Source organism: Chlorogloeopsis sp. ULAP02 (assembly GCF_038404745.2).
Lineage (GTDB): Bacteria > Cyanobacteriota > Cyanobacteriia > Cyanobacteriales > Nostocaceae > Chlorogloeopsis.
Genome location: NZ_JAYKTT020000005.1, coordinates 22380 through 44956 on the forward strand (window position 1 = coordinate 22380; position 22577 = coordinate 44956).

The 22577-nt window shown below is 40.2% G+C and carries 22 protein-coding genes; 7 read left to right on the forward strand and 15 right to left on the reverse strand.

The features are described 5' to 3' along the window. The first annotated feature begins 24 nt into the window (after positions 1-24). Positions 25-474, forward strand: coding sequence for a DUF6022 family protein (locus tag U2718_RS03985; RefSeq protein WP_341995296.1), 450 nt, complete (start codon positions 25-27; stop codon positions 472-474). Here U2718_RS03985 and U2718_RS03990 read toward each other — a convergent pair. The 7 genes from U2718_RS03990 to U2718_RS04020 all read right to left on the reverse strand — a co-directional run bounded on the left by U2718_RS03990 (position 471) and on the right by U2718_RS04020 (position 7286). Further along, positions 471-1178 (reverse strand): M15 family metallopeptidase, encoded by a 708-nt coding sequence (locus U2718_RS03990; RefSeq protein WP_341995298.1) that lies wholly within the window; start codon positions 1176-1178, stop codon positions 471-473. The genes U2718_RS03985 and U2718_RS03990 overlap by 4 nt on opposite strands. Before the next feature lie 164 nt (positions 1179-1342). After that, positions 1343-2029, reverse strand: a complete 687-nt coding sequence (gene phoU, locus U2718_RS03995; protein WP_341995300.1) for a phosphate signaling complex protein PhoU — start codon at positions 2027-2029, stop codon at positions 1343-1345. Between the two features lie 28 nt (positions 2030-2057). After that, positions 2058-3371, reverse strand: coding sequence for a sensor histidine kinase (locus U2718_RS04000; protein WP_341995301.1), 1314 nt, complete (start codon positions 3369-3371; stop codon positions 2058-2060). 40 nt (positions 3372-3411) lie between these two features. Continuing rightward, positions 3412-4164, reverse strand: a complete 753-nt coding sequence (locus U2718_RS04005; protein ID WP_289791356.1) for a winged helix-turn-helix domain-containing protein — start codon at positions 4162-4164, stop codon at positions 3412-3414. A gap of 1398 nt (positions 4165-5562) precedes the next feature. After that, a complete protein-coding gene (gene hisA, locus U2718_RS04010) occupies positions 5563-6336 on the reverse strand; it encodes a 1-(5-phosphoribosyl)-5-[(5-phosphoribosylamino)methylideneamino]imidazole-4-carboxamide isomerase (RefSeq protein WP_341995304.1) in 774 nt (257 codons plus the stop codon). A 273-nt stretch (positions 6337-6609) separates the two neighbouring features. Continuing rightward, positions 6610-6906: a DUF3593 domain-containing protein gene (locus U2718_RS04015; RefSeq protein ID WP_341995306.1), complete on the reverse strand. Its 297-nt coding sequence runs from the start codon at positions 6904-6906 to the stop codon at positions 6610-6612. Between the two features lie 35 nt (positions 6907-6941). Beyond that, positions 6942-7286: a DUF2499 domain-containing protein gene (locus U2718_RS04020; protein WP_341995307.1), complete on the reverse strand. Its 345-nt coding sequence runs from the start codon at positions 7284-7286 to the stop codon at positions 6942-6944. A gap of 178 nt (positions 7287-7464) precedes the next feature. Between U2718_RS04020 and csaB the strand changes: the two genes are divergently transcribed. The 3 genes from csaB to U2718_RS04035 all read left to right on the forward strand — a co-directional run bounded on the left by csaB (position 7465) and on the right by U2718_RS04035 (position 12096). Then, the gene (csaB, locus tag U2718_RS04025) at positions 7465-8508 is read left to right on the forward strand and encodes a polysaccharide pyruvyl transferase CsaB (RefSeq protein WP_341995727.1); all 1044 of its coding nucleotides are present in this window, start codon (positions 7465-7467) and stop codon (positions 8506-8508) included. 381 nt (positions 8509-8889) lie between these two features. Next, positions 8890-10182, forward strand: coding sequence for a glycoside hydrolase family 140 protein (locus tag U2718_RS04030; RefSeq protein ID WP_341995309.1), 1293 nt, complete (start codon positions 8890-8892; stop codon positions 10180-10182). A 915-nt stretch (positions 10183-11097) separates the two neighbouring features. After that, positions 11098-12096, forward strand: coding sequence for a hypothetical protein (locus tag U2718_RS04035; protein WP_341995311.1), 999 nt, complete (start codon positions 11098-11100; stop codon positions 12094-12096). Here the strand turns inward: U2718_RS04035 and U2718_RS04040 are convergent. The 5 genes from U2718_RS04040 to U2718_RS04060 form a co-directional block, all read right to left on the reverse strand. Continuing rightward, entirely contained in the window at positions 12080-13285 is a 1206-nt protein-coding gene (locus tag U2718_RS04040; protein ID WP_341995313.1) for an MFS transporter, read from the reverse strand. The genes U2718_RS04035 and U2718_RS04040 overlap by 17 nt on opposite strands. 195 nt (positions 13286-13480) lie before the next feature. Further along, the gene (locus tag U2718_RS04045) at positions 13481-14194 is read right to left on the reverse strand and encodes a rubrerythrin family protein (protein WP_341995317.1); all 714 of its coding nucleotides are present in this window, start codon (positions 14192-14194) and stop codon (positions 13481-13483) included. Between the two features lie 212 nt (positions 14195-14406). Continuing rightward, positions 14407-15528 (reverse strand): alkene reductase, encoded by a 1122-nt coding sequence (locus U2718_RS04050; RefSeq protein ID WP_341995319.1) that lies wholly within the window; start codon positions 15526-15528, stop codon positions 14407-14409. Between the two features lie 29 nt (positions 15529-15557). Continuing rightward, positions 15558-16301 (reverse strand): glucose 1-dehydrogenase, encoded by a 744-nt coding sequence (locus U2718_RS04055; protein WP_341995321.1) that lies wholly within the window; start codon positions 16299-16301, stop codon positions 15558-15560. A gap of 137 nt (positions 16302-16438) precedes the next feature. Continuing rightward, positions 16439-16801, reverse strand: a complete 363-nt coding sequence (locus U2718_RS04060; RefSeq protein ID WP_341995323.1) for an antibiotic biosynthesis monooxygenase family protein — start codon at positions 16799-16801, stop codon at positions 16439-16441. Between the two features lie 197 nt (positions 16802-16998). Between U2718_RS04060 and U2718_RS04065 the strand changes: the two genes are divergently transcribed. The 3 genes from U2718_RS04065 (at position 16999) to U2718_RS04075 (ending at position 19312) form a co-directional block, all read left to right on the forward strand. Next, positions 16999-17433 carry a MarR family transcriptional regulator gene (locus U2718_RS04065; protein WP_341995325.1) on the forward strand — a complete coding sequence of 145 codons (435 nt, stop codon included), beginning with the start codon at positions 16999-17001 and terminating at the stop codon, positions 17431-17433. A gap of 203 nt (positions 17434-17636) precedes the next feature. Further along, positions 17637-18251 carry a Crp/Fnr family transcriptional regulator gene (locus U2718_RS04070; protein WP_341995327.1) on the forward strand — a complete coding sequence of 205 codons (615 nt, stop codon included), beginning with the start codon at positions 17637-17639 and terminating at the stop codon, positions 18249-18251. Between the two features lie 149 nt (positions 18252-18400). Continuing rightward, positions 18401-19312: an AraC family transcriptional regulator gene (locus U2718_RS04075; protein WP_341995329.1), complete on the forward strand. Its 912-nt coding sequence runs from the start codon at positions 18401-18403 to the stop codon at positions 19310-19312. A 69-nt stretch (positions 19313-19381) separates the two neighbouring features. Here U2718_RS04075 and U2718_RS04080 read toward each other — a convergent pair whose 3' ends face one another. From U2718_RS04080 to aqpZ, 3 genes are all read right to left on the reverse strand, one after another. Further along, positions 19382-19942 (reverse strand): response regulator, encoded by a 561-nt coding sequence (locus U2718_RS04080; RefSeq protein WP_341995331.1) that lies wholly within the window; start codon positions 19940-19942, stop codon positions 19382-19384. Between the two features lie 572 nt (positions 19943-20514). Beyond that, positions 20515-21498, reverse strand: coding sequence for a TAXI family TRAP transporter solute-binding subunit (locus U2718_RS04085; protein ID WP_341995333.1), 984 nt, complete (start codon positions 21496-21498; stop codon positions 20515-20517). Positions 21499-21767: 269 nt separating this feature from the next. Then, positions 21768-22526, reverse strand: a complete 759-nt coding sequence (aqpZ, locus tag U2718_RS04090) for an aquaporin Z (RefSeq protein ID WP_341995335.1) — start codon at positions 22524-22526, stop codon at positions 21768-21770. Positions 22527-22577 lie beyond the last annotated feature (51 nt).

The window sequence follows — 22577 nt, forward strand, 5'->3', positions numbered from 1 at the left end:
TCATGATTTTCATACCTTTGCTGGTTGTACTCCCACAGCTTAAAAAATAGAGATAAGTTGTTAGATGCTTTCAGCAAAGCTGGTGATATGGCTTATGGTGCCTATTGCTATAAGCTATTTCGACCTATTCATCAACAGCTTAAACAGGTTGAATTATATCCGTCACCCTGGTTCCCTGGCGATTTTAACATCTCAAGAGAGTGGGGCAACATAGATCAAACCGAACAGCAGCGATGGATGTGGAGTAAAATTACTACATTGGAAGGAGAAGCGATCGGCACAATTGTTACTATTATCTTTCACGACCACACTCAGTTTCGCCTCCCTCACCAGCCCCAAGTGATTGCTTTAACACAAACCAGTAAAGAAGCAGTTGTCGAAGCATTATCAGAACGTTCTACAGACTTTAAATTTGCTCTAGAATTCCAAATTGAATACGCACAATATCTCCAAAGTTTAGAAAAGCAAACCTAAACTAATCGACCGTACCGTGCTACAAACTTTGCATCTGGATTAATTTGATTATTTAACCAAGCCCACATTTGATCCCCAAAGGAAAAATGCCACCACTCGCGGGGATTGCGTTTAAATCCAGCTTTTTCCATCACATCCAACAAGAGCCAACGGTTAGCATGATACTGCTGTGCCTGTGCATGATCGCTGTTGAGATAGTAATCGGGGAGCGATCGCTCGGATAATTCATCAATCGGCGAACCCATATCAATAATTTTTCCCGTATCATCTACCAGCGTTACATCTACAGCTGCACCAGTACTGTGAGGAGGTGGTGTTTTTTCATCTAAACTGGGTTCAGCCCAGATTTTATAAACTTCCTGCCAAATTTCCTGGCGTTGAATTTCTGATAACTCAATGCCAATAAGTCCCCTGTCGTGCAAAGCTTCGTCAAAGGCGTAATTAACCATAAACTGCTGCACGGTTACGGGGCGATAGGCATCAAATATTTGAATATGCCAATCAGGGCGTAGTCTTTGCAGGTAATTTTGCGCTGCTATCAAATAATCAACTACGCTTTGGCGTAGAAAATAAGGGGAATGTTCGCCATAAGGCGCACCCAGCTTTTCATAAGGATGGGGAGATTCGACTGCAAATTTTTTGAGGGGAATAGGTACAAGAGGTTCACCACACTCTTGAATAGGAATTTGATGATAAGGTCTCATTATTCAATAGAAGTCAGAATACCCGCCTTAAAAACGAGACGGTAGTCAAAACTAAATTTTTGACTCTTGAATAATGCTAAAGCAGTGGAGCAAAATTAACCACATAGTAAAAATTATCAAAAAAGTCTACGATCTAATCTTTATAGCTTTCTGCCTTCTTCGATTTAACCCCGTTGACCGGTGACGATATACGCGACTCTTTGACCAATATTAGTAGCATGATCTGCCATGCGTTCCAAGTAACGTATTACTAGTACCAGCAGTAAAATTGGCTCGACGATCCCTGGAACATCTTTTTGATAAGCTAAAGTTTGATAAAGGTACTCATAGGCATCATCGACAGTATCGTCCATTTGTTTGACACTGCGTCCGCTGACTTCATCTAGATCGGCCAAAGCTACCAAGCTAGTTGCTAACATCGCCTGGGCATGATGAGACATCAGCGCAATCTCAGGTAGAGAGGAATGCGGTGGATAAGGAAAAATTTTAATTGCAATTTCTGCTATATCTTTTGCATAATCGCCAATGCGTTCAAGATCGCGCACCAGTTGCATAAAAGCACTCAAACAGCGCAAATCCTGAGCCACAGGGGCTTGCAGCGTCATAATTGCTGTACAGTCTGATTCTATTTGTTTATAAAAGCGATCTATTTGTTTATCTATACGCGGAAGTTCCTCAGCCGCTATTAAATCACGAGCAAATAAGGCTTGGTGGCTAAGGCGAAACGATCGCTCTACCAAAGCTCCCATACGTAAAATGTCCCGCTCTAAACGCCTGATCTCGCGTGTTAGCTGGGGTCTTCCTGAATTAGCATCAAAAATAAGAGCTTTCACGCTTGCAGTCTCAAACATGAAGATACTTCTAAATATAATCTTGTGATTAATAATTTGCCACGCTCTCAGGGAGTATTATCTGTATCCATGCCCCACCTGTGACGGGATGGTTCATGGCTTTGATAGTACCACCATGAGCAAGCACAATTTGACGCACGATCGCCAAACCTAAACCAGTACCTACAATTGTTGTAGAACTATTTTCTGCTTTTTGTGGGCGAGAGCGTGCCTGATCTCCTCGATAAAAACGTTCAAAAACATGGGGCAAATCTACCTCAGAAAAACCAACTCCAGAGTCAATAACATTTATTTCCACATTCAGTGGCGTGCTTGCTTTGCTGCTAGAGCCATTTTCTGCACAAAAAATCTTTGCCTCCACAGCAATGATACCTTCAGGGGGGCTGTATTTGATGCTATTGTCTAGCAAGTTCAGAAAAACTTGATAAATACGCGATTCATCGGCATTAATCCACAGTTTTTCGGAACCAGAATAGGTAAGCTGGATTTGATGGCTTTGTGCTAGAGGTTCTAGAGTTTCCCATACTTTGGCAATCAGTGATCGCAATTCTACAGGTTGGCGATTTAATTCCAAGGAGGGGTTGTTTTCGAGTCGGGTAAGTTCCAACCAGCTTTGTACCAAATAAATTAACCGATCAACCTCATGTAAGAGGCGGCTTACCCAGCGATCTAAAGGTGGTTTCAAACGATCTTGCAAATTTTCCACAACTAGACGAATTGAAGTCAAAGGCGTTCGCAGTTCGTGGGCAAGATCAGAAAGAGCGCGATCGCGTGCTTGGTTTAATTCCAAGAGCGATTGGCGATTTTCTAGAAATACTCCTACTTTTCCTTGCGATAAAGGCAAGCTAGTGGCTCGTACTGCCAGAGGTTTTATCTCTAATATTGCGGCTGCGTTTTCCACAGAGGGATGAAATATCCACTCCCGAATTTGGGATTGTTGGCGATCGCGAGTTTGCTCAATTACTTGATCGAGTTCATAAGAACGCACCAATTCTAGCAACAAACGTACTTGTCCCGGTTGCCACCTTTGTAAATACAACATCTCTCGTGCCAGTTGATTGCACCACAGCAGCTGATTTTCTTCATCCACCTGCAAATATCCCACTGGTGCCATCTCTAGCAAGTTTTTGTAATTTTGCAGATCTTGTTGTAATTCTTCCTGCTGCTCCTTTAACGAAGTAATTTCAGATCGCAAGCGTGGAATAAGCGGTAGTGTTACCTCAGAAGACTGGGATTTCAACGAGGGCGGTATTCTTCCCAAGAGGCGGTACACTTGTATTTTGTACCAAAGCCAAAACCCAAGTCCAATTGTCAAACCTAAAAAAAATTCCGGTACTAACATCACTAGTTGTTAGTGCTATTGCACAACTCATAACTAACAACTATCCAAATCGATAACCAAAACCACGCACAGTCACAATATATTCGGGATGGCTCGGGTCTTGCTCTAATTTTTCACGTAACCAACGGATATGAACATCCACAGTTTTACTATCTCCAACAAAATCCGGCCCCCAAACTTGATCGAGCAGTTGTTCCCGCGACCAAACTCTACGAGCATAACTCATAAAGAGTTCTAAAAGACGAAACTCCTTTGGAGACAGATTCACCTCCTGAGCACGAACTAGCACCCGACACTCTTGCGGATACAATGTAATATCTTTGTACTGCAATACTGGGAGTTGAGGCAAACTACTCAAGCGTTGGCGGCGTAGTAAAGCGCGACAACGAGCCACCAATTCCCTCATACTAAAAGGCTTTGTCAGGTAATCATCTGCTCCTACTTCTAACCCTAAAACGCGGTCAGTTTCACTACCTTTAGCACTTAGCATCAAAATTGGTACTGGATTGCCTTGGTAACGAAGCAAGCGGCAAATATCTAAACCATTGATTTGAGGCAGCATTAAATCAAGAATAATCAAATCAAAGGCAGGTTCTCCTGAATTGGTTTCAAAATTTTTCAGTTGTTCTACAGTTGAGCGACCGTCCGTAGCCGTTACTACCCCATAACCTTCCTCTTCCAGGGCTAAGACTAGCATTTCCCGGATGAGTTCTTCATCTTCAACAACCAAAATACGATTTCTTTGGCCGATGTCGGTCGTGGGAGGATACTTAGTTGATTCACTCGTGTACATCGATATCACAACAATGCTGCAATTTTTATTGTATCAATATAAGTGACTAATCTCAGTGCAACTACTCGATTATAAGTTGGTTATATTTTCAATTTTTCGTAACCTAGATGACAGCACACTCTACAATTATAAACTAAGCGTGCAACAAATACTTTTTCAAAGCTTTTATTATTTAGCATTTTATCAAGTCCAGAGAAATTTGTTTTATGTCAACATAATCTGAAAAAGCTACTTAAATTTCAGAGACACTGATGATGTAAGAAATTTTGCCTGGATATCACCAAGTTATGATGTTAACTCGCAAAGGCAAAGTTAAATAGGTGTGTACCAAGTGCGTCGCTACTTTTAGAAACGCTTGCTTCGCGAAGCGCCTGAAAGCTCGGCACAGTCGAGAGGGGCGGCTTTCCAGAAGGTAGATATGGTGTTAGAAATCCTAACCAATAGCGCTGGTTTACCCCGGTACTGTCTCCCCACCAGAATGGCAGATCGCAAAGTGTGCGTAGCAAGGAGAGGGGAAAGAGATAAGGTAATTTAAATATGATGCCCAACAATAATCATAAATTTTATTTTCTATATAATTTATTAGTTTTTTAATATTCATAGTAATTAATATTTGATTATAAAAAATACAATTTTAAAACTCTATTTACAATTAATTATAGATAGAATTATAGCTATATTTTTTAATACTAAAAGCTTTTTTCGAGGAAATTATTTACTTCATTTTTTATGGATACTAGGTTAATTTTTATCAGAAATTAAACCAGGTTCTGTTTTGATTCGTCTGTCTTTAATTGGTAAAGGAGGTGGGCTTGGTTTTGAAGCATAATAACAATACTAATAACATGATTTTTATTGCTGTTTTAAATTAATATTCTAAATAAATCTGCATTTTGGCTAAGTTTTAATGAGTTTTGTTACAAAATATAAAAATAGAGACGCTATTAACGTCTCTACAACAGAGGAAACCCATGATAAAAATTAAAAACTCAAGCTATAAAGTAGAGAATTTAAGCTAGAAATTAAAAATCAAAAAATATATCTTGCCGTCTTCATCATCAAAATTTAGATGTACAGCATTTTTTCCAAACCCCTAAGCTGTTTTTGGCTTTTGTTGGTTGTGTTTTTGATTATTCTCAGATCGGAAGTTAGTGCTACCTGATTCAGTTCGAGGTTTACTGGTAATGGGGGGTTTTTTACGAGTCATATAAATTAGTTGCGTTGTAATCTCTACAACTTGAACTACAACGCAGGTAATTACTAATCCGGAAAATAAAAAAATTAACGGATGGGGATTGGGAAGAAGAGGACACGGGGACAAAGGGACGCGGGGACACGGAGAATGGTGATTCACGTTCTTGCCCCTGGTACTTCTTTCCTAGCCCCTAATCCCTTCCACTAAGCAAATGCTGAAAAATCTAGATTCGGAGGTATATCCTGAATACGCCCAGAACCAACAGCCCGCAATGCTTCTTTGAGGAGAATGTCACCAGTATACAAGGCACGACCAACGATCGCACCAGTTACACCTTGAGGTTCTAAGGCTAGCAAACTCAATAAATCCGTTACGGAACTCACACCACCAGAAGCGATGATCGGAATATCTACTGAGTTAGCAAGTTCACGCAAAGCGTTTATATTTGGCCCTGTGAGGGTTCCGTCACGATGGATATCGGTGTAAATTACTGCTGCTGCTCCCAATTCTTGCATTTGCATAGCAAGTTGGGTAGCAATAACTTCTGAGGTTTCTAACCAGCCGCGAGTTGCGACTTTGCCGTTACGAGCATCAATGCCGATAATGATCTGTCCGGGAAATTCTTGGCAGAGTTGTTGTACTAACTGCGGTTGTTCTACAGCAATGGTTCCCAAAATTGCCCATTCTACACCCAAATTAAACAACTGTTGGGCGCTTTCTTTTGTTCGCAATCCTCCACCAACTTCGATCGGTACAGAAACAGCTTGAGCGATCGCTTCAATTGCCTCTAGGTTGACAGGTTTACCCGCTTTTGCACCATCTAAATCAACTAGGTGGAGTCTAGTAGCGCCTTGTTCTACCCACTGTTTAGCTACATCCGCAGGATTTTCGCTAAAAACTTGCGATCGCGAGTAGTCTCCTTGATAAAGTCGTACACAGCGACCTTCTAGTAAATCTATTGCTGGAATAACTTCCATAATTGTCCTCAAAGTAGTTAGTAGATGGTAGTTAGTGGTTGACAGGGGCGTTTTATTGATTAACTTTGGGTTAGAACCGACATATTTCTCTTTTAAACCCGCCCGTACAGTAGTTAGTAGGTAGTAGGGACGGGTTTTGCTGATTATCTTGCCATTCAAACTGATAATTTATCTTCTAAACCCGTCTGTACCGTATTTAGTGGTTAGTTGTCCTCTTGTCTCCCCCTCCCCGTGTCCCCACGTCTTCTTGTCCCCTTGTCTTCTTCCTAGCCCCTAATCCTCAGTCTCTTTCATCTTCATCACAGCGTGCCGAAAACCTAGCACGACTAAGATATTAGAAAGCACTAAAAAAGATTCTGCACTTCCGTGCAACCAATCTACGTTTGCCAAAGATTTACCATAATGCAGTTGAGCGTAAATCCCTGCCGGAATAGTGACAGCAACAAAAACGAGAGTGCAATAAAACCCATACAGTGCCAAACGTGGCATTTGCTTGACTCGGCTAATAAACCACAAGAAACCCAAATAGGGAAACAGTGACAGGATAAATAGGGTTTCTTTAGAAATCATTGTTATAAAGTTGAAATTTACGTGATAGTTAATTATTACTTTGATTCGAGTGGTTCTGTGGAAGCTAATTTATTGGTAACATCACTAGTTTTAGTAGAACGCCAAATCCATACAGCGGCAGCCCACAGTGTGAAATTACCAACTAAAGTCATGCTAGCTTGTAGCGTTACCAACCATTCGAGTGATTCTGCATTGTCGAAATAGTGCCAGGTACAGGCACACATCGCACTTATCAAAGCTGGTAACATCCCAAAGGACAATGCCCACCAAGCACGGTTGTTCGTGAGTTCACCATATCTCCAAATCAGCCAAATGGCTACAATCCACTCAATTACGCTAGAAACATGAATAATCCAGGTAGGAATCGAAAGAACGTGCATAATTCGTCATTAATCAATAGTCATTTGTCATTTGTCATTGTAGAGATGCGATTAATCGCGTCTCTACAAATCTCCCAGTACCTAATACCCGATCGCTAGTTCCTTTGAATATTACTATTTGCATTAATGCACAATATCAGTTAAATAATCTGAAAATCCAAAATCCAAAATGATTAAGATGCGGGCGCTATTGTCTGGGTACTACGGTAAAGGAAATGGTGGTGATGAGGCTTTGTTGGCAACCTTGCTGCAAATGCTACCATCTGATGTTACACCTGTGGTTCTTTCTGGTAATCCACAAGAAACGCACAGTCGCTATGGTGTAGAAGCTCATGAACGTATGAGTTTTTTACCATTAATGCAAGCTTTACGCTCCTGCGATGCCTTAATCTGGGGCGGTGGTAGTTTAATTCAAGATGCTACTAGTGCTGTTAGCCCATTTTACTATGGAGGTATGATGGCATTAGCTCAAAAAATGGGTTTGAGAACAGTTGCTTGGGCGCAGGGTATTGGCCCTTTGGAGCGTTCTGTATCTCGTTGGTTGGCACGGCTAACTTTTGCAGGTTGCACCAAAATTAGTGTTCGCGATCGCGCTTCTGCGGCTTTACTTTCTGATTGGCAAATTCCCCATCTCCTCGCACCCGATCCGGTTTGGGCGTTGGAGTCAAAACCAGTTCCCGGATTTTGGGATTTACCAGCTCCGAGGGTGGCGGTGACTTTGCGATCGCATCCCCAACTTACACCCACTCGCCTTGCTAATCTGACTCGCGCATTGGTGGATTTTCAAAAAGCCACGCAAACTTTTATTGTGCTGTTGCCATTTCAAAAAGCCCAAGATTTGAGTATTGCCCAAGCCATTCAACCTGCTATTAAAGATGCCAGTAAAATTCTTACTTTGGATGAGCCACAGCTTTTAAAAGGTGTATTTCGCGGTGTAGAAATGGCGATCGGGATGCGCTTACACAGTTTAATTATGGCAGCAAGTGAAGGATGTCGTTGTTTTGCTCTCAGTTACGATCCCAAGGTAAACCGTTTAATGGAAGACTTGGATATGCCTGGGTGGGATTTAGCTAATTTGCCAGATGATGCCAATATGATTAGTAAAACTTGGATTGAGCATTATGCCAATGGCGATCCGCTTTCATCAGAAAAAATCCAGTTTTTAGTGGATCGGGCGCTAATTCACCGTGAGGTACTGTATGCGGCGCTAGGCAATAATTAATAGTTTTGATGTACCGATTTAATTGAATTAAAGCTGATAAAAAACTAATAATTACCTATGCATAAATATTTAGATTTAGCCATTTTTACATACGACTAAAATCGCTATATATCTTCTCCAAACCCTCTTCCCTTGCCTAATACCAATTTTGGATTTTGGATTAAAACCATTGATTAATAGCCTAGTCCAGAATTTTGAAACAAGACTCCTACGCCAATTTGGTATAACTAGATAATTTATTGCACAACTACTTAGAAACTTCTATAAAATTACTTACTAATGCACAAGCCTTTAGCTAGACGAGTGTTTCTCGGCTCATGTTTTGGGATAAGTTTATCCGTATTTTTATCACAAAAAACTAAAGCAGTACAACGCTTAAAGATGAAACCAAACAAGCATTACTTATTCAAAGAGGATGGTAAGCCTTTCTTCTATCTCGGTGATACAGCTTGGGAGTTGTTCCATCGGCTGAATCGGGAAGAGGCGCTTATCTACTTGCATGATCGTGCCAGAAAGGGATTTACTGTCATCCAAGCCGTTGTTCTTGCAGAATTGAATGGACTGAAGCAACCTAATCCTTATGGCTATCTACCACTAAAAAATCACGATCCTACCAAACCCAATGAAGCTTACTTTCAGCATATTGATTACATTGTAAATAAAGCCGAAGAGATGGGGCTTTACATCGGAATGCTACCGACATGGGGAGATAAGTGGAATAAAAAATGGGGTGTGGGGCCAGAAATTTTTACTCCAACTAATGCTGAAGTTTTTGGTCTATATCTTGGCAAGCGTTACCAGAATAAGCCGATTATATGGATTCTCGGTGGCGATCGCAATCCGGAAAACGATACTCATCTTGCCATCATTCGGGCGATGGCAAAAGGACTAAAGCAGGGGGATGGAGGCAACCATTTAATGACATACCATCCACAGGGAGGAAGTAATTCCGCGACTTGGTTTGAGAATGATGATTGGCTTGATTTTAATATGTTCCAATCGGGTCATAAGGCTATTAATTTACCGAATTATGAGATTACATCAGAGAACTATCTTTTAAATCCACCAAAGCCAACGCTAGATGGAGAACCACGCTATGAAGATCACCCAATTGATTGGAATCCAGAGAATGGCTGGTTTGATGAGTTTGATGTTAGGCAAGCTGCTTACTGGTCAATGCTAGCAGGAGCTTGCGGCCATACTTACGGTAACCATAACATTTGGCAGATGTGGGAGCCAAACCAAAAGCCCATTTCAGCAGCGAGAACACCTTGGCGGAAGGCGCTAAGACATCCTGGCGCAATCCAGATGGGCTATTTGCGGCGATTATTTGAATCTAGGCCATTTACTAAGTTAGTACCCGATCAGTCTCTGATTGTCGGTGATGTGGGTGAGGGGATGGATCATTTGAGAGCTGCTTGTGCGGAGGATGGTAGTTTTGCATTTGTGTATACACCCACCGGAAAGCCTATTACTGCGAAGTTAGGAAAAATAAAGGGCAGTAAAGTAAAAGCTTATTGGTATGATCCACGCGGGGGGGTTGCAAGACAGATAGCAGAACTACTTAGTATGGGAACAAAAGAGTTCATACCACCGACAAGAGGGCGAGGTAACGATTGGATATTGGTGTTAGATAATGCAGCTATTAATTTTTCAGCACCAGGAGATGATTAGAAGGTTATCGGATTAATCCTTTGGGTGGAGATTACCCACCAATTCTGTATCGTGGTGGGCATAAATAAACTTACGCTACTAATTCTTCAGAGCTAACTTGCACTCTTTTGTTTGCTAATCGTTCATAATTCATCCGCAGCAGTTCCAACAGCAGCGGCACATCCTCCACACTATTAGGACTTAGGCAGAAGTTCTGTAAAAATCTTATTTCTACCCTTCAAGAACGCCTTTGTTCACATCTTGCATCAGTTGTTTGATTACGATTTTTCAACCGCCAATAAATAAATTTCTTGGCTAAAAGTGAAAGTAATACAAATTTGAAAAAGAATGCGATAATAGATATTGTTGAAGATTTATTTTTACACAAAATTTATGGTAACTATATCATAATTTTATATTACTCTATCCTCAAACTAGCTATTCTATGAGAACAAGCTCACTTTTTATCATCTTAAAAATCGAATAGGTAAAGCACATAAATTTATATAAAATATTACATGTGCAACTATATATAAATACCTCATAGCAATTTACCTAGTTTTTAAAGCACCTTTTTTATAGTAACTGTAGTTTCTAATTTAATATTTTTCTAATTTTGAATTTAATTGAATATTATCTCCATGAGTTTGCATATAAGTTGAGAAATTTAGTTTTTTACTAAAAATATTAATATGTAAACTTTTACCAGTTATATTGCATACGCAAAATATAAAAGCTTTAGTTTTAGCTGTTTGCTTCCAGTTAAAAATAAATTAAATTAATGATGATATGGGATCCGGTTTGATTACTTAAAAAATAAGTCTAACGCACCTAACCCTTGAAAATAGTATGTTAAGCTATGCGATCATACATCCTACATGTTTTTCAAAAATCAAATATGAGTCCTATATTTGAGAATTATTTGAAAAGAGGAATATGATGAAAAAACAAATTTATAGTATTCATAAAATTCTAAACAAAGTAGAAAGAAAGCTAGCTCAACTTACTTCATCTTACATTTACAGAACTAAGCAAATTACTCATGCTAGAAAGTTACCTGTTATTTCTGAAATTGGTCGTTGTATTGTTCGCGAGCTTAATCGAGAAGGTGTTGCTGTTCTTCATTTAAGAGAGCTTCCATTTTCTTCTAATGTTTCACTTTTAAATGCTATGGAGAAGGCTGTCAAAGATTTGCATGAAGCTTCTCCTGATTCTCCCAGATTGACTGAGTATCGTACAGGATTTGAGCATTGCATTCCAATCAATCCAACTAGAATCGCAATGTATTATCCAGAGTTATTTTTATGGGGACTTGACGAACAACTACTTGATATTATTGAAAATTGTATTGGTCTTCCGCCTGCATATCATGGTGTAATTTTACGCAAAGAAATTGTTGATGAACAGCAGGTAGGATCGCGAATATGGCATCAAGATCAAGACGATCGTAATATTATCCGAGTCAGCATTTATTTAAATGACGTTGATGAAAAAGGTGGTGCTTTTGAATATATTCCTCGAAGCCTGACTCCATCTATTCGTACATTTAAATATGGGCCAAATATTTTGGATGAACATATGGAAGAAGTGATTCCTTCTTCAAAATGGAAGACTTGTACTGGGCCTGCGGGTACAGTTGTTTTCGCTGCTGCTGCTAAAATATTTCATCACGGGAAAATGCCTTCAAAAGAGCGGATGGCGGCTTCTTTTTACTATACTTCTAGAAATCCAAGCAATGAAAAATTATGCCGAGAGTTTAGCTTTCAATCAGGAATTCCATTTATCTTTCAACCTTTAACAAAACGGCAGCGAGAGTGTCTGTGGAAATATCAGGAACTTCTACCTGCTCAAAAAGCAGATTATCTTTTGCCCACGAACAAGTTAACTGTACCAGTAAACGAATCTCCATCTTCCTTCTCTACTTTGAGGGGCTAGCTGTAAAAGCCATAACTTGTTGTTTCATCGCAATCAATACTACTCCCAGAACGAGCAAAAACCCTCCTGCTAAAGAGTATGTCAAACCCAAGCCGAATTTTGCACTTATGGGTTGGCTGACAATAGGTGAGAGAAATTGCCCCAAAAATAAAGATGTAGAAAGCCCCCCTAAAGCACGTCCGCGCACAGCATCAGGGACAGTTGCGGATACCCACACTGTCATATTAGGCATGAGCAGTCCCAGTCCCATACCTGCAAAGCCTAAACCTAATAAAACTAGTGCATAGCTACTAACTAAACCAATAATGGTGTAGCCGATGCCCATTAATCCGAACATGATTGGTAGAATGCTGACAAAATCTAGTCTTGCTTTGACTTTACCGTAAGCCAAGGAGGCAAAGGCGCTAAAGAGGGTGGCAAAAGCGATCGCCATTCCGCTTTCTGTGGGTGTTGCATTTGTAAGACTACGCAGATAAAACGGTAACTGCACAGGAATAAGGTAAAAGATGATTTGGCTGAGGACAGTAGTGCCAAAGACAAGTATGAGCAAATTAACAGGAATGGATGTATCACTAATTACCTCACCATCTGGAATTGATGGGATGTTTGATATGCTACGGTTTGGTTCGTATATCCAAAAAATAATTAGAGGTATTAGTAGCCATGCCAACAGATAAATTAAAAATGGTAAGCGCCAATTTGCACTTGCTAGCGAACCACCTGCCGATAAGAAAAGTACTCCTCCTAACCCCATAAAGGCTGCTTGCAAACCCATAAACGTGGCACGGGCAGCACCAATATAGTAGTCTGCAATCAAAGTAGTAGCGCTAACCATTACTCCTGCCACTGCCAAGCCTAGTAAAGCACGTCCAGCAAGAATGGCAAACAAAGAATTGAGAATTAATCCAGAACCACCTGCAAAACCATAAAGTACAGCAGCAGCCAGTAGTAGTGGTTTGCGTCCCAGTCGATCTACAATTACGCCAGCGATGGGTGAACCAATGACGATAAATAAAGCAGGAAGCGTCAAAACCAGCTTTACCCAGAATTCTGCATTGGCTACGTCAGCAAATTGATCTTGCATCGCAGGTAGAGAAGGAGCGATCGTTGCACCTGCCATCACAGTTAGGGTGCTAGCAAGCAGTAGGGTAGCTTTGGTTAGGGTGGAGTTGGGATGAGAATTGTTCATAAGTTTTCGAGTGACTAAAAACTAGGGACTAGGAAAGAAGCACCAGGGGCAGAGGAGCAGAGGGGCAAGAACGTGGTTCCGATTCTCGGTGTCCCCGCGTCTTTGCGTCCCTGCGTCTCTTTGTTATCCCTAGCACGCCAGTCGCCTTAACGGAGCGGAGCCTCCGCACGGCGCTGGCTCCCCTAGCCCCTATCCCTAAGCTGCAATAGTTTCCTGATAAGGAACGAAAGTTTTCTTGCTAGCGCCACAAATTGGGCAGTGCCAATCTTCAGGAAGTGCTTCAAAGGGTGTTCCAGGAGCAATACCAGAATCAGGATCGCCCTCTACGGGATCGTATATCATCGAACATTGACGACAAATCCATTTTTGGGTGGCAGGGTCACTACTAGCTTCTTTGGTAGCAGGTGCTTCCCCTTGCAATACGTGGAGTGCTTCCGTATATTGACGGGCGTGGTGATTTTCAATGTGTGTTAACAAACCAAAGTTATGGGCTGCTTTACGGAATGTGTTAGCGTGCTCGCGAGACTCTGCTTGTTGTGCTTCAAACTCGACTACAGCTTTGTTATCTCGTTCAGCACGTGCTTGCTCGGTGAATCCTGGGTACATGGTAGTGTACTCATAGGTTTCTCCTTCAATTGCTAGCTCTAAACAACGAGCAGCGATTGCCTTTTTTTCCTCTTCAGTTAAAGAAACCACATCACCCACTACTAACTCTGGATGCATGAGGCGAAAGTGGGCAAAAGCGTGTTCTGTCTCTTGATTTGCCGTTTCCCGAAACAGCTTTGAAAGTTCATTCATCCCCAACTGACGAGTGACTTCTGCAAAGAACAAATACTTGCGATTTGCCATTGATTCTCCACCAAAAGCTTCGGCTAAGTTCTTGGCTGTATTGGAGTTAGATAAATCCATTGTGTTCCCTCTTGTGAATCCATTCAAAGACTGCTACTAGAACATCAGTCTTTTAGCTAAAGCGTACTCGTAATGAGTTTGTTTAAATCATATTATATGTACTTTTTACGAGTATGAGAAGCATAGATTCTTTTAAGAAACAAGGTAGCCCCCATGAACTTCGTACACCACCAAGTATGAAAGAGGATTTGACTATTGTGGAGTAATTATTTCTAGGCAGGTTGCGCTTCTAGGAATGGATAGTCGATATAACCTTTTTCCAAATCTTTATCGCCTAAACCGTAAAAAGTTTTTGGATCTGGTGTATTTAGGGGAGCATCTACTTGCAAGCGTTGGGGTAAATCTGGATTTGCCAAGAATAGCTTGCCATAGGAAACCAAATCGGCATCACCGACGGACAAAACCTCGTTACCTTTGAGCTTGTCGTAGCCGCCATTGGTGATAATTGTGCCTTTGTAAATCGGACGGAAAATTGGCAAGACGGGATTGAGAACCTCACGATTAGCTAAATCGACTTCATTTGGCTCCATTAAGTGAATGTATGCCAGATTAAATTCATTGAGTGCAGCGATCGCATAGCTGAAGGTTGCCTTGGGATTTGAGTCTTTCATGCCGTAGAAAGTGTTACTGGGTGAGAGCTTAATTCCAACACGGTTGCTTCCCCATACACTGCTGACAGCTTGTACTACTTCTAGTAAAAAACGAGCGCGGTTTTCAACAGAACCACCATATTCATCATCACGCTGGTTAGAGCCATCTTGAAGAAACTGATCTATTAAATAACCAAAGGCTCCGTGTAACTCGACACCATCAAATCCTACTGCCATTGCATTTTCTGCTCCTTGGCGGAACTGCTCGACAATTGCAGGGATTTCATGGGTTGCCAGAGCGCGGGGTGTTTCAAGATTAACTTTGCCAACGGGTGTATGTAGTGTTCCTTCCGCAGCGATCGCACTTGGTGCAACTGGTAATTCTCCATTCAGCAAAGAAGGATGCCCCACGCGCCCACTATGCCATAGTTGCAAGAAAATCTTTCCGCCTTGAGCATGAACTGCTTGTGTAACTTGCTTCCATGCCTCCACCTGTTCTTGAGAGTATATTCCCGGACAGTTCATGTATCCATTACTCAGGGGAGATACCATCGTGCATTCAGTAATAATTAATCCTGCGGATGCCCGTTGAGCGTAGTAACTTGCCATTAAACTAGTTGAAATTGAATCTACTGCCCGTAAGCGAGTCATCGGTGCCATGACTATTCTGTTGGGTAAAGTATGCGCCCCTAGCTGGATAGGTGAAAAAAGATTAGTGATTGAATCTAGAGCGGCTGATGTCATAGATGCTTCTCCTAACTAAAACTTGGCGATTAAAATTTTGCTCCGCCATTAGCGACAATATGTTGTCCGGTAATCCAACGTGACTCCTCGCTAACCAGAAAGGCAACGACATCGGCAATGTCTTCAGCATGCCCAATACGACCGAAAGGAGAACTAAGAGCTACGGCTTTTTGCTCTTCTGGTGGTCTTTTATCGAACATTCCCGGTGTCGTCGGGCCGGGAATAATACTGTTAACTGTAATACCACGTACCCCTAACTCTAAGGCGAGAACATCGGTAAAAGATTTAACTGCGGCTTTACTGGCAATATAAACAGCTAAACCTGCGGCAGGATAAATAGTAGTGCTGGATGAGACATTGACTATGCGCCCACCGTTATTCATACGTCGCGCTGCTTCTTGTAGAGCAAACAACACACCTCGAACATTAACGGCAAACACATTATCAAAATCAGCTTCTGTTACTTCAGCAAAAGTTGCAGCACTAGCAATGCCAGCATTGTTAACCAAAATATCTAATCCACCGAAGCGATCGCAAGTTTGTTGAAATAAGCGGCGAATGTCGGCAACTTGGCTAATGTCCGCTTGCAATGCTAAAGCCTTTCCACCATTGCTTTCAATAGTAGAGACAAGGTTTTCTGCTTCTTCGGCACTATGCCTGTAGTTAATAACAACTGTTGCACCATCTTTGGCTAACCTTTGGGCGATCGCCTGTCCAATTCCACGAGAAGCACCTGTAACAATTGCCACTTTACCTTCTAATTTGGCTGGCATAATTTTATTGCCTAAATAGTAGTGCGAGAAAAAAGGTGTCCTTGTTTGAAACCTTAAAATTTATGTATAGGGTTTCCCTTCTGCCCGGTTACTGAGCGTAGTCGAAGTGCTGCCTCCGAAATAGCTGCCTTTTCAATTTAATCAGCAGGCTCGCTGATAAAAACTTCATAGAGACGAGAGTTTGGTGCAGGAAACGCAGAAAGCCGACTTGAAATTAATGGCACCTCACTATTTATATAGGCTTCGTAGTCTTTTTGGCTTTTCCACTGGACGTAGTTTACTACTCTTTGTCCATCTCGACTGCGATGTATAGCAGCAGCGACAAAACCTGGTTGTTGCTTAAACACGATTCTAATATCCTCTATCAATTTATCTACCAGTGACTGCTGTTGTTCTGGTTCGACAGGGAATATGTCTATTTCTGCTACTACAGGATTGTTTTTAGTAACTGTAAGCATGAGTTCAAAGGTACTTGCTAGAGATTGGTTGAGTAAATTCATTAATTTCAACCTGAACCTTTGCAGGAATATTAAGCCGATGAGGATAGTAAATTGTTAACTCATGTCTATGCAGTCGGCTCACTTCAGGTATTTGAATAAAAATTTACAGAACAACAGCTACTATGTCTTTTCTGTTCTTGCTAAAAATGGTCAGTTTTTGCGATACTTTTATTTAGTTGGCTAAATAAATTAGCTCTATGCCTTCTAAACCGATGCAAGAAACTATCGGCTACCTGATGGTGCTGGTTTCTAGAGCACATCGCAATCTAGTCAGTGCATCTCTAGCTAACTTGGGGCTTTACCTTGGGCAAGAGATTTTACTGATGTACCTGTGGGAAAAGGACGGATTAACTCAGTCTGAACTAGTCGAGCTTATGGAAATAGAACCCCCAACCTTAACCAAAATGTTGAATCGGATGGAAAGAAGCGGTTTATTGGTGCGCTGCCGCTGTCCGGAAGATGCTCGTTCCTATAGAATTTTCTTGACGGAAGCAGGGCGTACTCTTCAAGAACCTGTTACTCAACTTTGGCATGATTTTGAAAAGCGGATTTTGACTGACTTCACTCTTGAGGAGCAACTTTTATTTCGTCGGTTACTGCTGCAAGTCCGTAGTAATTTGTCTTCAAAATAAGGCAGAAGATAGCCCCTATGAACTTCATACACAACCAAGTATGAAAGAGGATTCTTTCCCTTACACCCCCACACCCTCTTTCAAGTCAGAAGGAATTAGAGATTTTTATGCTTTTTTTGTAACTAAATCACATAGGTATCTAACTTACACTTTTTTGAATTTTATTTAGCTGGCTAAATATTTTTGCGATCACAGGAGATTTTATGGATTTGTTAACACTGGATAGCTTACCACCACAGTTGCGGCAACTCATTTCATATCGAGATCTAGAACCAGGAGAAGTTCTTTTTCAGCAAGGAGACGAAGCAATTGCTTTTTTTGTAGTCGAAACAGGGCGAGTGAGGCTGGTGCGCTATAGCAGTGATGGCAAAGAAGTGACTTTTCAAATTACTCGCTCTGGAGAAAGTTTAGCGGAAATTGCGCTGTTTTCAAACAATTATCCCTGTGCTGCTGTAGCAGAGGTAGCTTCGCGAGTGATTGTTTATCCAAAGCAACCGCTTTTATCAGCATTGCATAACTATCCTGATCTCGCTGAAGATTTTATGGCAATGCTAATCGGAAAAATTCACGATTTAAAGGTGCGCTTGGAGTTACAGCACATTCGGGCGGCGCATGAACGAGTACTGCGATACTTGCGGTATGTAGCTGATCCTACTGAGCAAGCAGTGGTGACTTTTGATCGCCCTCTCAAGGATATTGCCGCAGATATAGGTTTGACACCAGAAACCCTTTCCCGTGCCTTGACTCGCTTAGAGCGAGAAGGAAAAATCAGGCGATCGCGACTACAAATTTTGCTTCAGAATTCATCTGCGGCTTGATTGCAATCAAGGGAATATGCAACAAAAAATAATATTATGTTTTCAGTTTTCAATAATATCTTGCAAATTAAAAATTGATTAAAATTTAGTTAAAAATTTGCAAGACTGCGAGTGCGATGTATGTCTTTCCAAATTTTGCTTGTGACTATATGCTGAGTTGCCAAAAATTAGAGCAAGAAGAAACTTTACTAATTGATTTTCAACAGAAAGATGCTTCATTTGAACTCTTTCCCAAAGCACCTATTCTTAGTAGTTACAATTCTGGTTGGAGCGGTATTCACTTTGAGTTTCATCACCAGCCTAGTCATGATACTCCAGAACACCGCCTGACAATGCATACTGTTTGTATTGCCTTCAACTCTACTCCTTCAGAACGATGGTTTGATGGATATAGGCAAACCGAGTACCAAACCGTAGGAGCAACAGCAATTATTCCTGTTGGTACACTTCACCGTTCTCTTTGGTTTCAAGATGTACAATTCATGTTTTTAGCAATCGATCCGAAACTTTTAGTAAGCTTAGGTGCAGAAGTAAATTTACCTGACGATATTGAACTTATTCCTCAATTCGCAACGAAAAAAGACCCACTCCTTCAAGGTATATTTTTAGCTTTTAAAGATGAGCTAGAATCAATAAATAAAGGAAATAACTTGTATGTTGAGCAACTAAAAACAACATTAGTTATTCATTTATTAAAGAAATATTGTGTTAAACAACCTCAAATATCAATTCATAATGATGGACTACCTAAATACAAGTTACGACAAGCACTTGAGTACATTAACACCCATCTTAACGAAGATATTAAATTAGCTGACTTAGCTGGAGTCGTTGCTATGAGTCAATTCTATTTTGTGAGACTTTTCAAGCATTCAATGGGTGTTACACCTTATCATTATGTGATTCAGCAACGAGTAGAGATGGCAAAGCAATTATTGAAGCAAGGCAAAGTAACAATTACTGATATTGCATTGCAGTGTGGTTTTGCTAATCAAAGTCATTTTACAAAGCATTTTCGTCAACTTACAGGAGTTACACCCAAGGCATATCAAAAGCAATAGAATCAATCATGTCTTGTGTTGTGTAATTTTAGGCGATCGCTAACAAAATTGTCCTGTTGATTTCAGTTACTAAGGGACTAAGGCAATATTAGATTCTTCAGTAGGCATAAATATATCATATACTTGTTTTATAGCTAACATTGAAACTAATTCAACCAATTCATCAGGATTAAATGGTTTAGCCATATAATTAGAGAAACCTGCATTAAAAACAAGATTTATTGCCTTTTGATAGGTAAGTGTTGTGAGAGCAATAGCCGGGATTTGTGCTAATTTTCCTTTAATACTTCTAAGCTGACGAATTAGTGAATAACCATCTTCATCAGGTAAAAAAATTTCGCTAATCAGAATGTTTGGTTGCAAATGTATAATTTTTTGTAAAGCTTCACTGGTCGTTTTTGCTAGTACTACTTGTGTATTGTATGGTTCAAAAATAAATCGAACCAATTCTAGAGAATCAAGATTGCTATCTACTACTATTACTTTTAAATCGTTGAGAGCTTGTAAAGCAATTGTATGTCTGAAGTGATTGTGGATATCTATCGACGAATTCTCACAATAGTCAGATGTCATGCAACTATACTTGGGGTTTGTTCTGCTAATCAAGTGTGCCATTTGTTGGACAAGCATTTGATTGGTTTTCCTGGTTTTGTCCATTAAGTAACTTTAACTAAGTGCTGCTACAGACTTACTAAAAAATTTCTCACCCAAGCGATGACGCTCTTTACTTATACTTCTAGTGAAAATCTAAGAAGAAAAACCTTATAAATACTGTATGAGTGTAAAGCCTTAGAAAGGGTAGTGATTTAACTTAGATTTATAACCATCCAAACCTTATCAATCAAAGTTTAAATTGAGGTAATAAAATGGTAAAGAATAGAAAATACGGCTAATACTATTGGAAAGCCCTTTCCCTATTCTTGGTAAGAACAGGGGTTGTGGATGCGTCTGTACCAGTTAATTCAATGGAAAGAGCACTCTTAGTTTAGTTTTCGTAATCAGGTTGAACTAAATCTCTGAACTTTCATAAAAAAATACCCTAATTACAAATTGGAATTTTTAGGGTATTACATAAAGCTATCTAAGACAAATTCACTAAACAGTGCCTTTTAACAAGCGTGAAGTACATTACCTCAGTCTTCCTATCGAAACCTTCACGCCAGGTAACACCAGTCGCTACTTTCAGAAGCCGCTTAAAATTTTTATTGTTCTTTGAGAAAATTTCTTACACCTGGATGATAATCTATGCCTTTGAAACGGGGGCTGTTAGCATCAGAAATACTAAATAAACTCCAGAAAGGATTTTTACTTCTTAATTGTGATGCTTGAGGATAGGTAGCTTTTGCTAGCTTATATACTTGTTCAGAAGGTAGAGATTTATTTACAAAAATGAATGAAGTACTAGCAACTGTGTTAACGGCTTCCTTTTGCCAAGGATATGTATTAGCAGGAATTTTTGCAGGATTGTAAAGAACACTACCACGTGTATAAATCTGCTGAGGAATTTTAAATTGCTGTCGGTTGATTGGTAAGAGTTGAAGTGTTGCACCTTCTTGAACAGAAATATTTTTCAATAAAGGATTACCAATTCCAGCAGTGTAAAAAGCGGCATCAAGTTCTCCAGTTCTCACTTTTTCAATTGACTCTTTAACTTCCATTGGAAGTAAGGATTCATTAACTACATCGATATCGTGAAGTTGGTATAGAAAAATAGCACTGACATATGTTCCCGAATTTTCTGGGCCAACACCTACATTTTTACCTTTGAGATCTGCAAAAGATTTGATTCCAGATGAGCTGTTAACTATAACATGAATAGTTTCAGTATTGACTGGAGCAAAAATTTGAATATTCTCAGCAAGCTTTGCAACATTTTTATCACCTGCATTTCGTAATAGATAAAAAGCATCTTGTTGAGCAAATGCCATATTCGCACTGCCATTACCCAGTTCGATTAAGTTTTGAAAGGAGCCTGGAGATTGTTCTTTAATTGTTAAATTAAATCCAGATTTTTTTAGAACATCTTTGAGTTCGTTCGCAGCTTGGTAATAAAGGCTTGGTGGTTTGGTTGATACAAACGATAATGTCTGTTGGGCAATAGTTGACTTTCCATCTCCCAGGCTGATTAATGTAACTATAGAAGCTGTTAAGAGAGCTAATAAAATAAATAATCTAGATTTCCTCATGTTGAGAATTCCTACGTAAAGATATGAAAATACTTTTAGCAACTTGTCCCTATAAGAAACTAACGCACCGCGTGATTGGTGGTGCGCTATAGCTAGTTCTTATTCTCTTAAACTCTCAAATACTTGCATAGCCGTAATACACACTACATAAACTAAAAAATAAGTTCTAATTTAGACAGACATAAATTGCTCCAGCAATCTCAATTTTGTTGCTAATAAAACTACTAGATTGCTGGGCATTGCGACTAATCTTTCATATAGTGGGATGGCTATTTCAGTTGCAGTTCTGCCTCACCAACAACTTGCTCTCCTGATTCACCTAGAACTTTTGAGTAGAAAAATCCTGCTAAAATTGCACCTAAGATGGGAGCAATCCAAAACATCCATACTTGCCTAAATAATTCTACTCCAGCAAAAAGTGCTGGGCCTGTACTGCGAGCAGGATTAACTGATGTATTGGTGATTGGAATACTAATTAAATGAATTAGTGTTAATGCCAAACCAATAGCAATAGGTGCAAAGCCCTTGGGAGCACGTCCATCTGTTGAACCTAAAATCACTATTAAAAAAATGAAGGTAAGTACAACCTCTGTAATGAAACAAGCAACTAATGAATAACCCCCAGGAGAATGCACTCCAAAACCATTTGTTGCTAATGGATTAGAACCAGAAAGAGTAAAGCCTTGTTTACCTGTTGCAATTAAATAGATTAACCCTGCGGCGACTATTGCTCCTAATACCTGGGCAATAATATATGGAAGTAATTCAGAGCCTGGAAAACGTTTTCCTGCCCACAAACCAAATGATACAGCCGGGTTAAGATGACAACCCGAAATATGACCAATTGCATAGGCCATAGTTAGCACTGTAAGACCAAAAGCCAAAGAAACGCCTACAAAGCCAATTCCCAATTCATTGGCTTTTGCATCAGGAAATACTGCGGCAAAAACAGCACTCCCACATCCACCAAAAACTAGCACTAATGTTCCAAGAAATTCTGCAAGACAACGCGTAAAAAGAGATATCATTTTTCTTCTCCATGCTCATATTCTACTCAATTTCTGACCAAAATCTTTAAA

Coding starts and splice junctions, on each gene's coding strand:
- U2718_RS03990 (WP_341995298.1), bottom strand. CDS start 1,178: ATGAGACCTTATCATCAAATTCCTATTCAAGAGTGTGGTGAACCTCTT.
- phoU (WP_341995300.1), bottom strand. CDS start 2,029: ATGTTTGAGACTGCAAGCGTGAAAGCTCTTATTTTTGATGCTAATTCA.
- U2718_RS04000 (WP_341995301.1), bottom strand. CDS start 3,371: ATGTTAGTACCGGAATTTTTTTTAGGTTTGACAATTGGACTTGGGTTT.
- U2718_RS04005 (WP_289791356.1), bottom strand. CDS start 4,164: ATGTACACGAGTGAATCAACTAAGTATCCTCCCACGACCGACATCGGC.
- hisA (WP_341995304.1), bottom strand. CDS start 6,336: ATGGAAGTTATTCCAGCAATAGATTTACTAGAAGGTCGCTGTGTACGA.
- U2718_RS04015 (WP_341995306.1), bottom strand. CDS start 6,906: ATGATTTCTAAAGAAACCCTATTTATCCTGTCACTGTTTCCCTATTTG.
- U2718_RS04020 (WP_341995307.1), bottom strand. CDS start 7,286: ATGCACGTTCTTTCGATTCCTACCTGGATTATTCATGTTTCTAGCGTA.
- csaB (WP_341995727.1), top strand. CDS start 7,465: ATGCGGGCGCTATTGTCTGGGTACTACGGTAAAGGAAATGGTGGTGAT.
- U2718_RS04030 (WP_341995309.1), top strand. CDS start 8,890: ATGAAACCAAACAAGCATTACTTATTCAAAGAGGATGGTAAGCCTTTC.
- U2718_RS04035 (WP_341995311.1), top strand. CDS start 11,098: ATGATGAAAAAACAAATTTATAGTATTCATAAAATTCTAAACAAAGTA.
- U2718_RS04040 (WP_341995313.1), bottom strand. CDS start 13,285: ATGAACAATTCTCATCCCAACTCCACCCTAACCAAAGCTACCCTACTG.
- U2718_RS04045 (WP_341995317.1), bottom strand. CDS start 14,194: ATGGATTTATCTAACTCCAATACAGCCAAGAACTTAGCCGAAGCTTTT.
- U2718_RS04050 (WP_341995319.1), bottom strand. CDS start 15,528: ATGACATCAGCCGCTCTAGATTCAATCACTAATCTTTTTTCACCTATC.
- U2718_RS04055 (WP_341995321.1), bottom strand. CDS start 16,301: ATGCCAGCCAAATTAGAAGGTAAAGTGGCAATTGTTACAGGTGCTTCT.
- U2718_RS04060 (WP_341995323.1), bottom strand. CDS start 16,801: ATGAATTTACTCAACCAATCTCTAGCAAGTACCTTTGAACTCATGCTT.
- U2718_RS04065 (WP_341995325.1), top strand. CDS start 16,999: ATGCCTTCTAAACCGATGCAAGAAACTATCGGCTACCTGATGGTGCTG.
- U2718_RS04070 (WP_341995327.1), top strand. CDS start 17,637: ATGGATTTGTTAACACTGGATAGCTTACCACCACAGTTGCGGCAACTC.
- U2718_RS04075 (WP_341995329.1), top strand. CDS start 18,401: ATGCTGAGTTGCCAAAAATTAGAGCAAGAAGAAACTTTACTAATTGAT.
- U2718_RS04080 (WP_341995331.1), bottom strand. CDS start 19,942: ATGCTTGTCCAACAAATGGCACACTTGATTAGCAGAACAAACCCCAAG.
- U2718_RS04085 (WP_341995333.1), bottom strand. CDS start 21,498: ATGAGGAAATCTAGATTATTTATTTTATTAGCTCTCTTAACAGCTTCT.
- aqpZ (WP_341995335.1), bottom strand. CDS start 22,526: ATGATATCTCTTTTTACGCGTTGTCTTGCAGAATTTCTTGGAACATTA.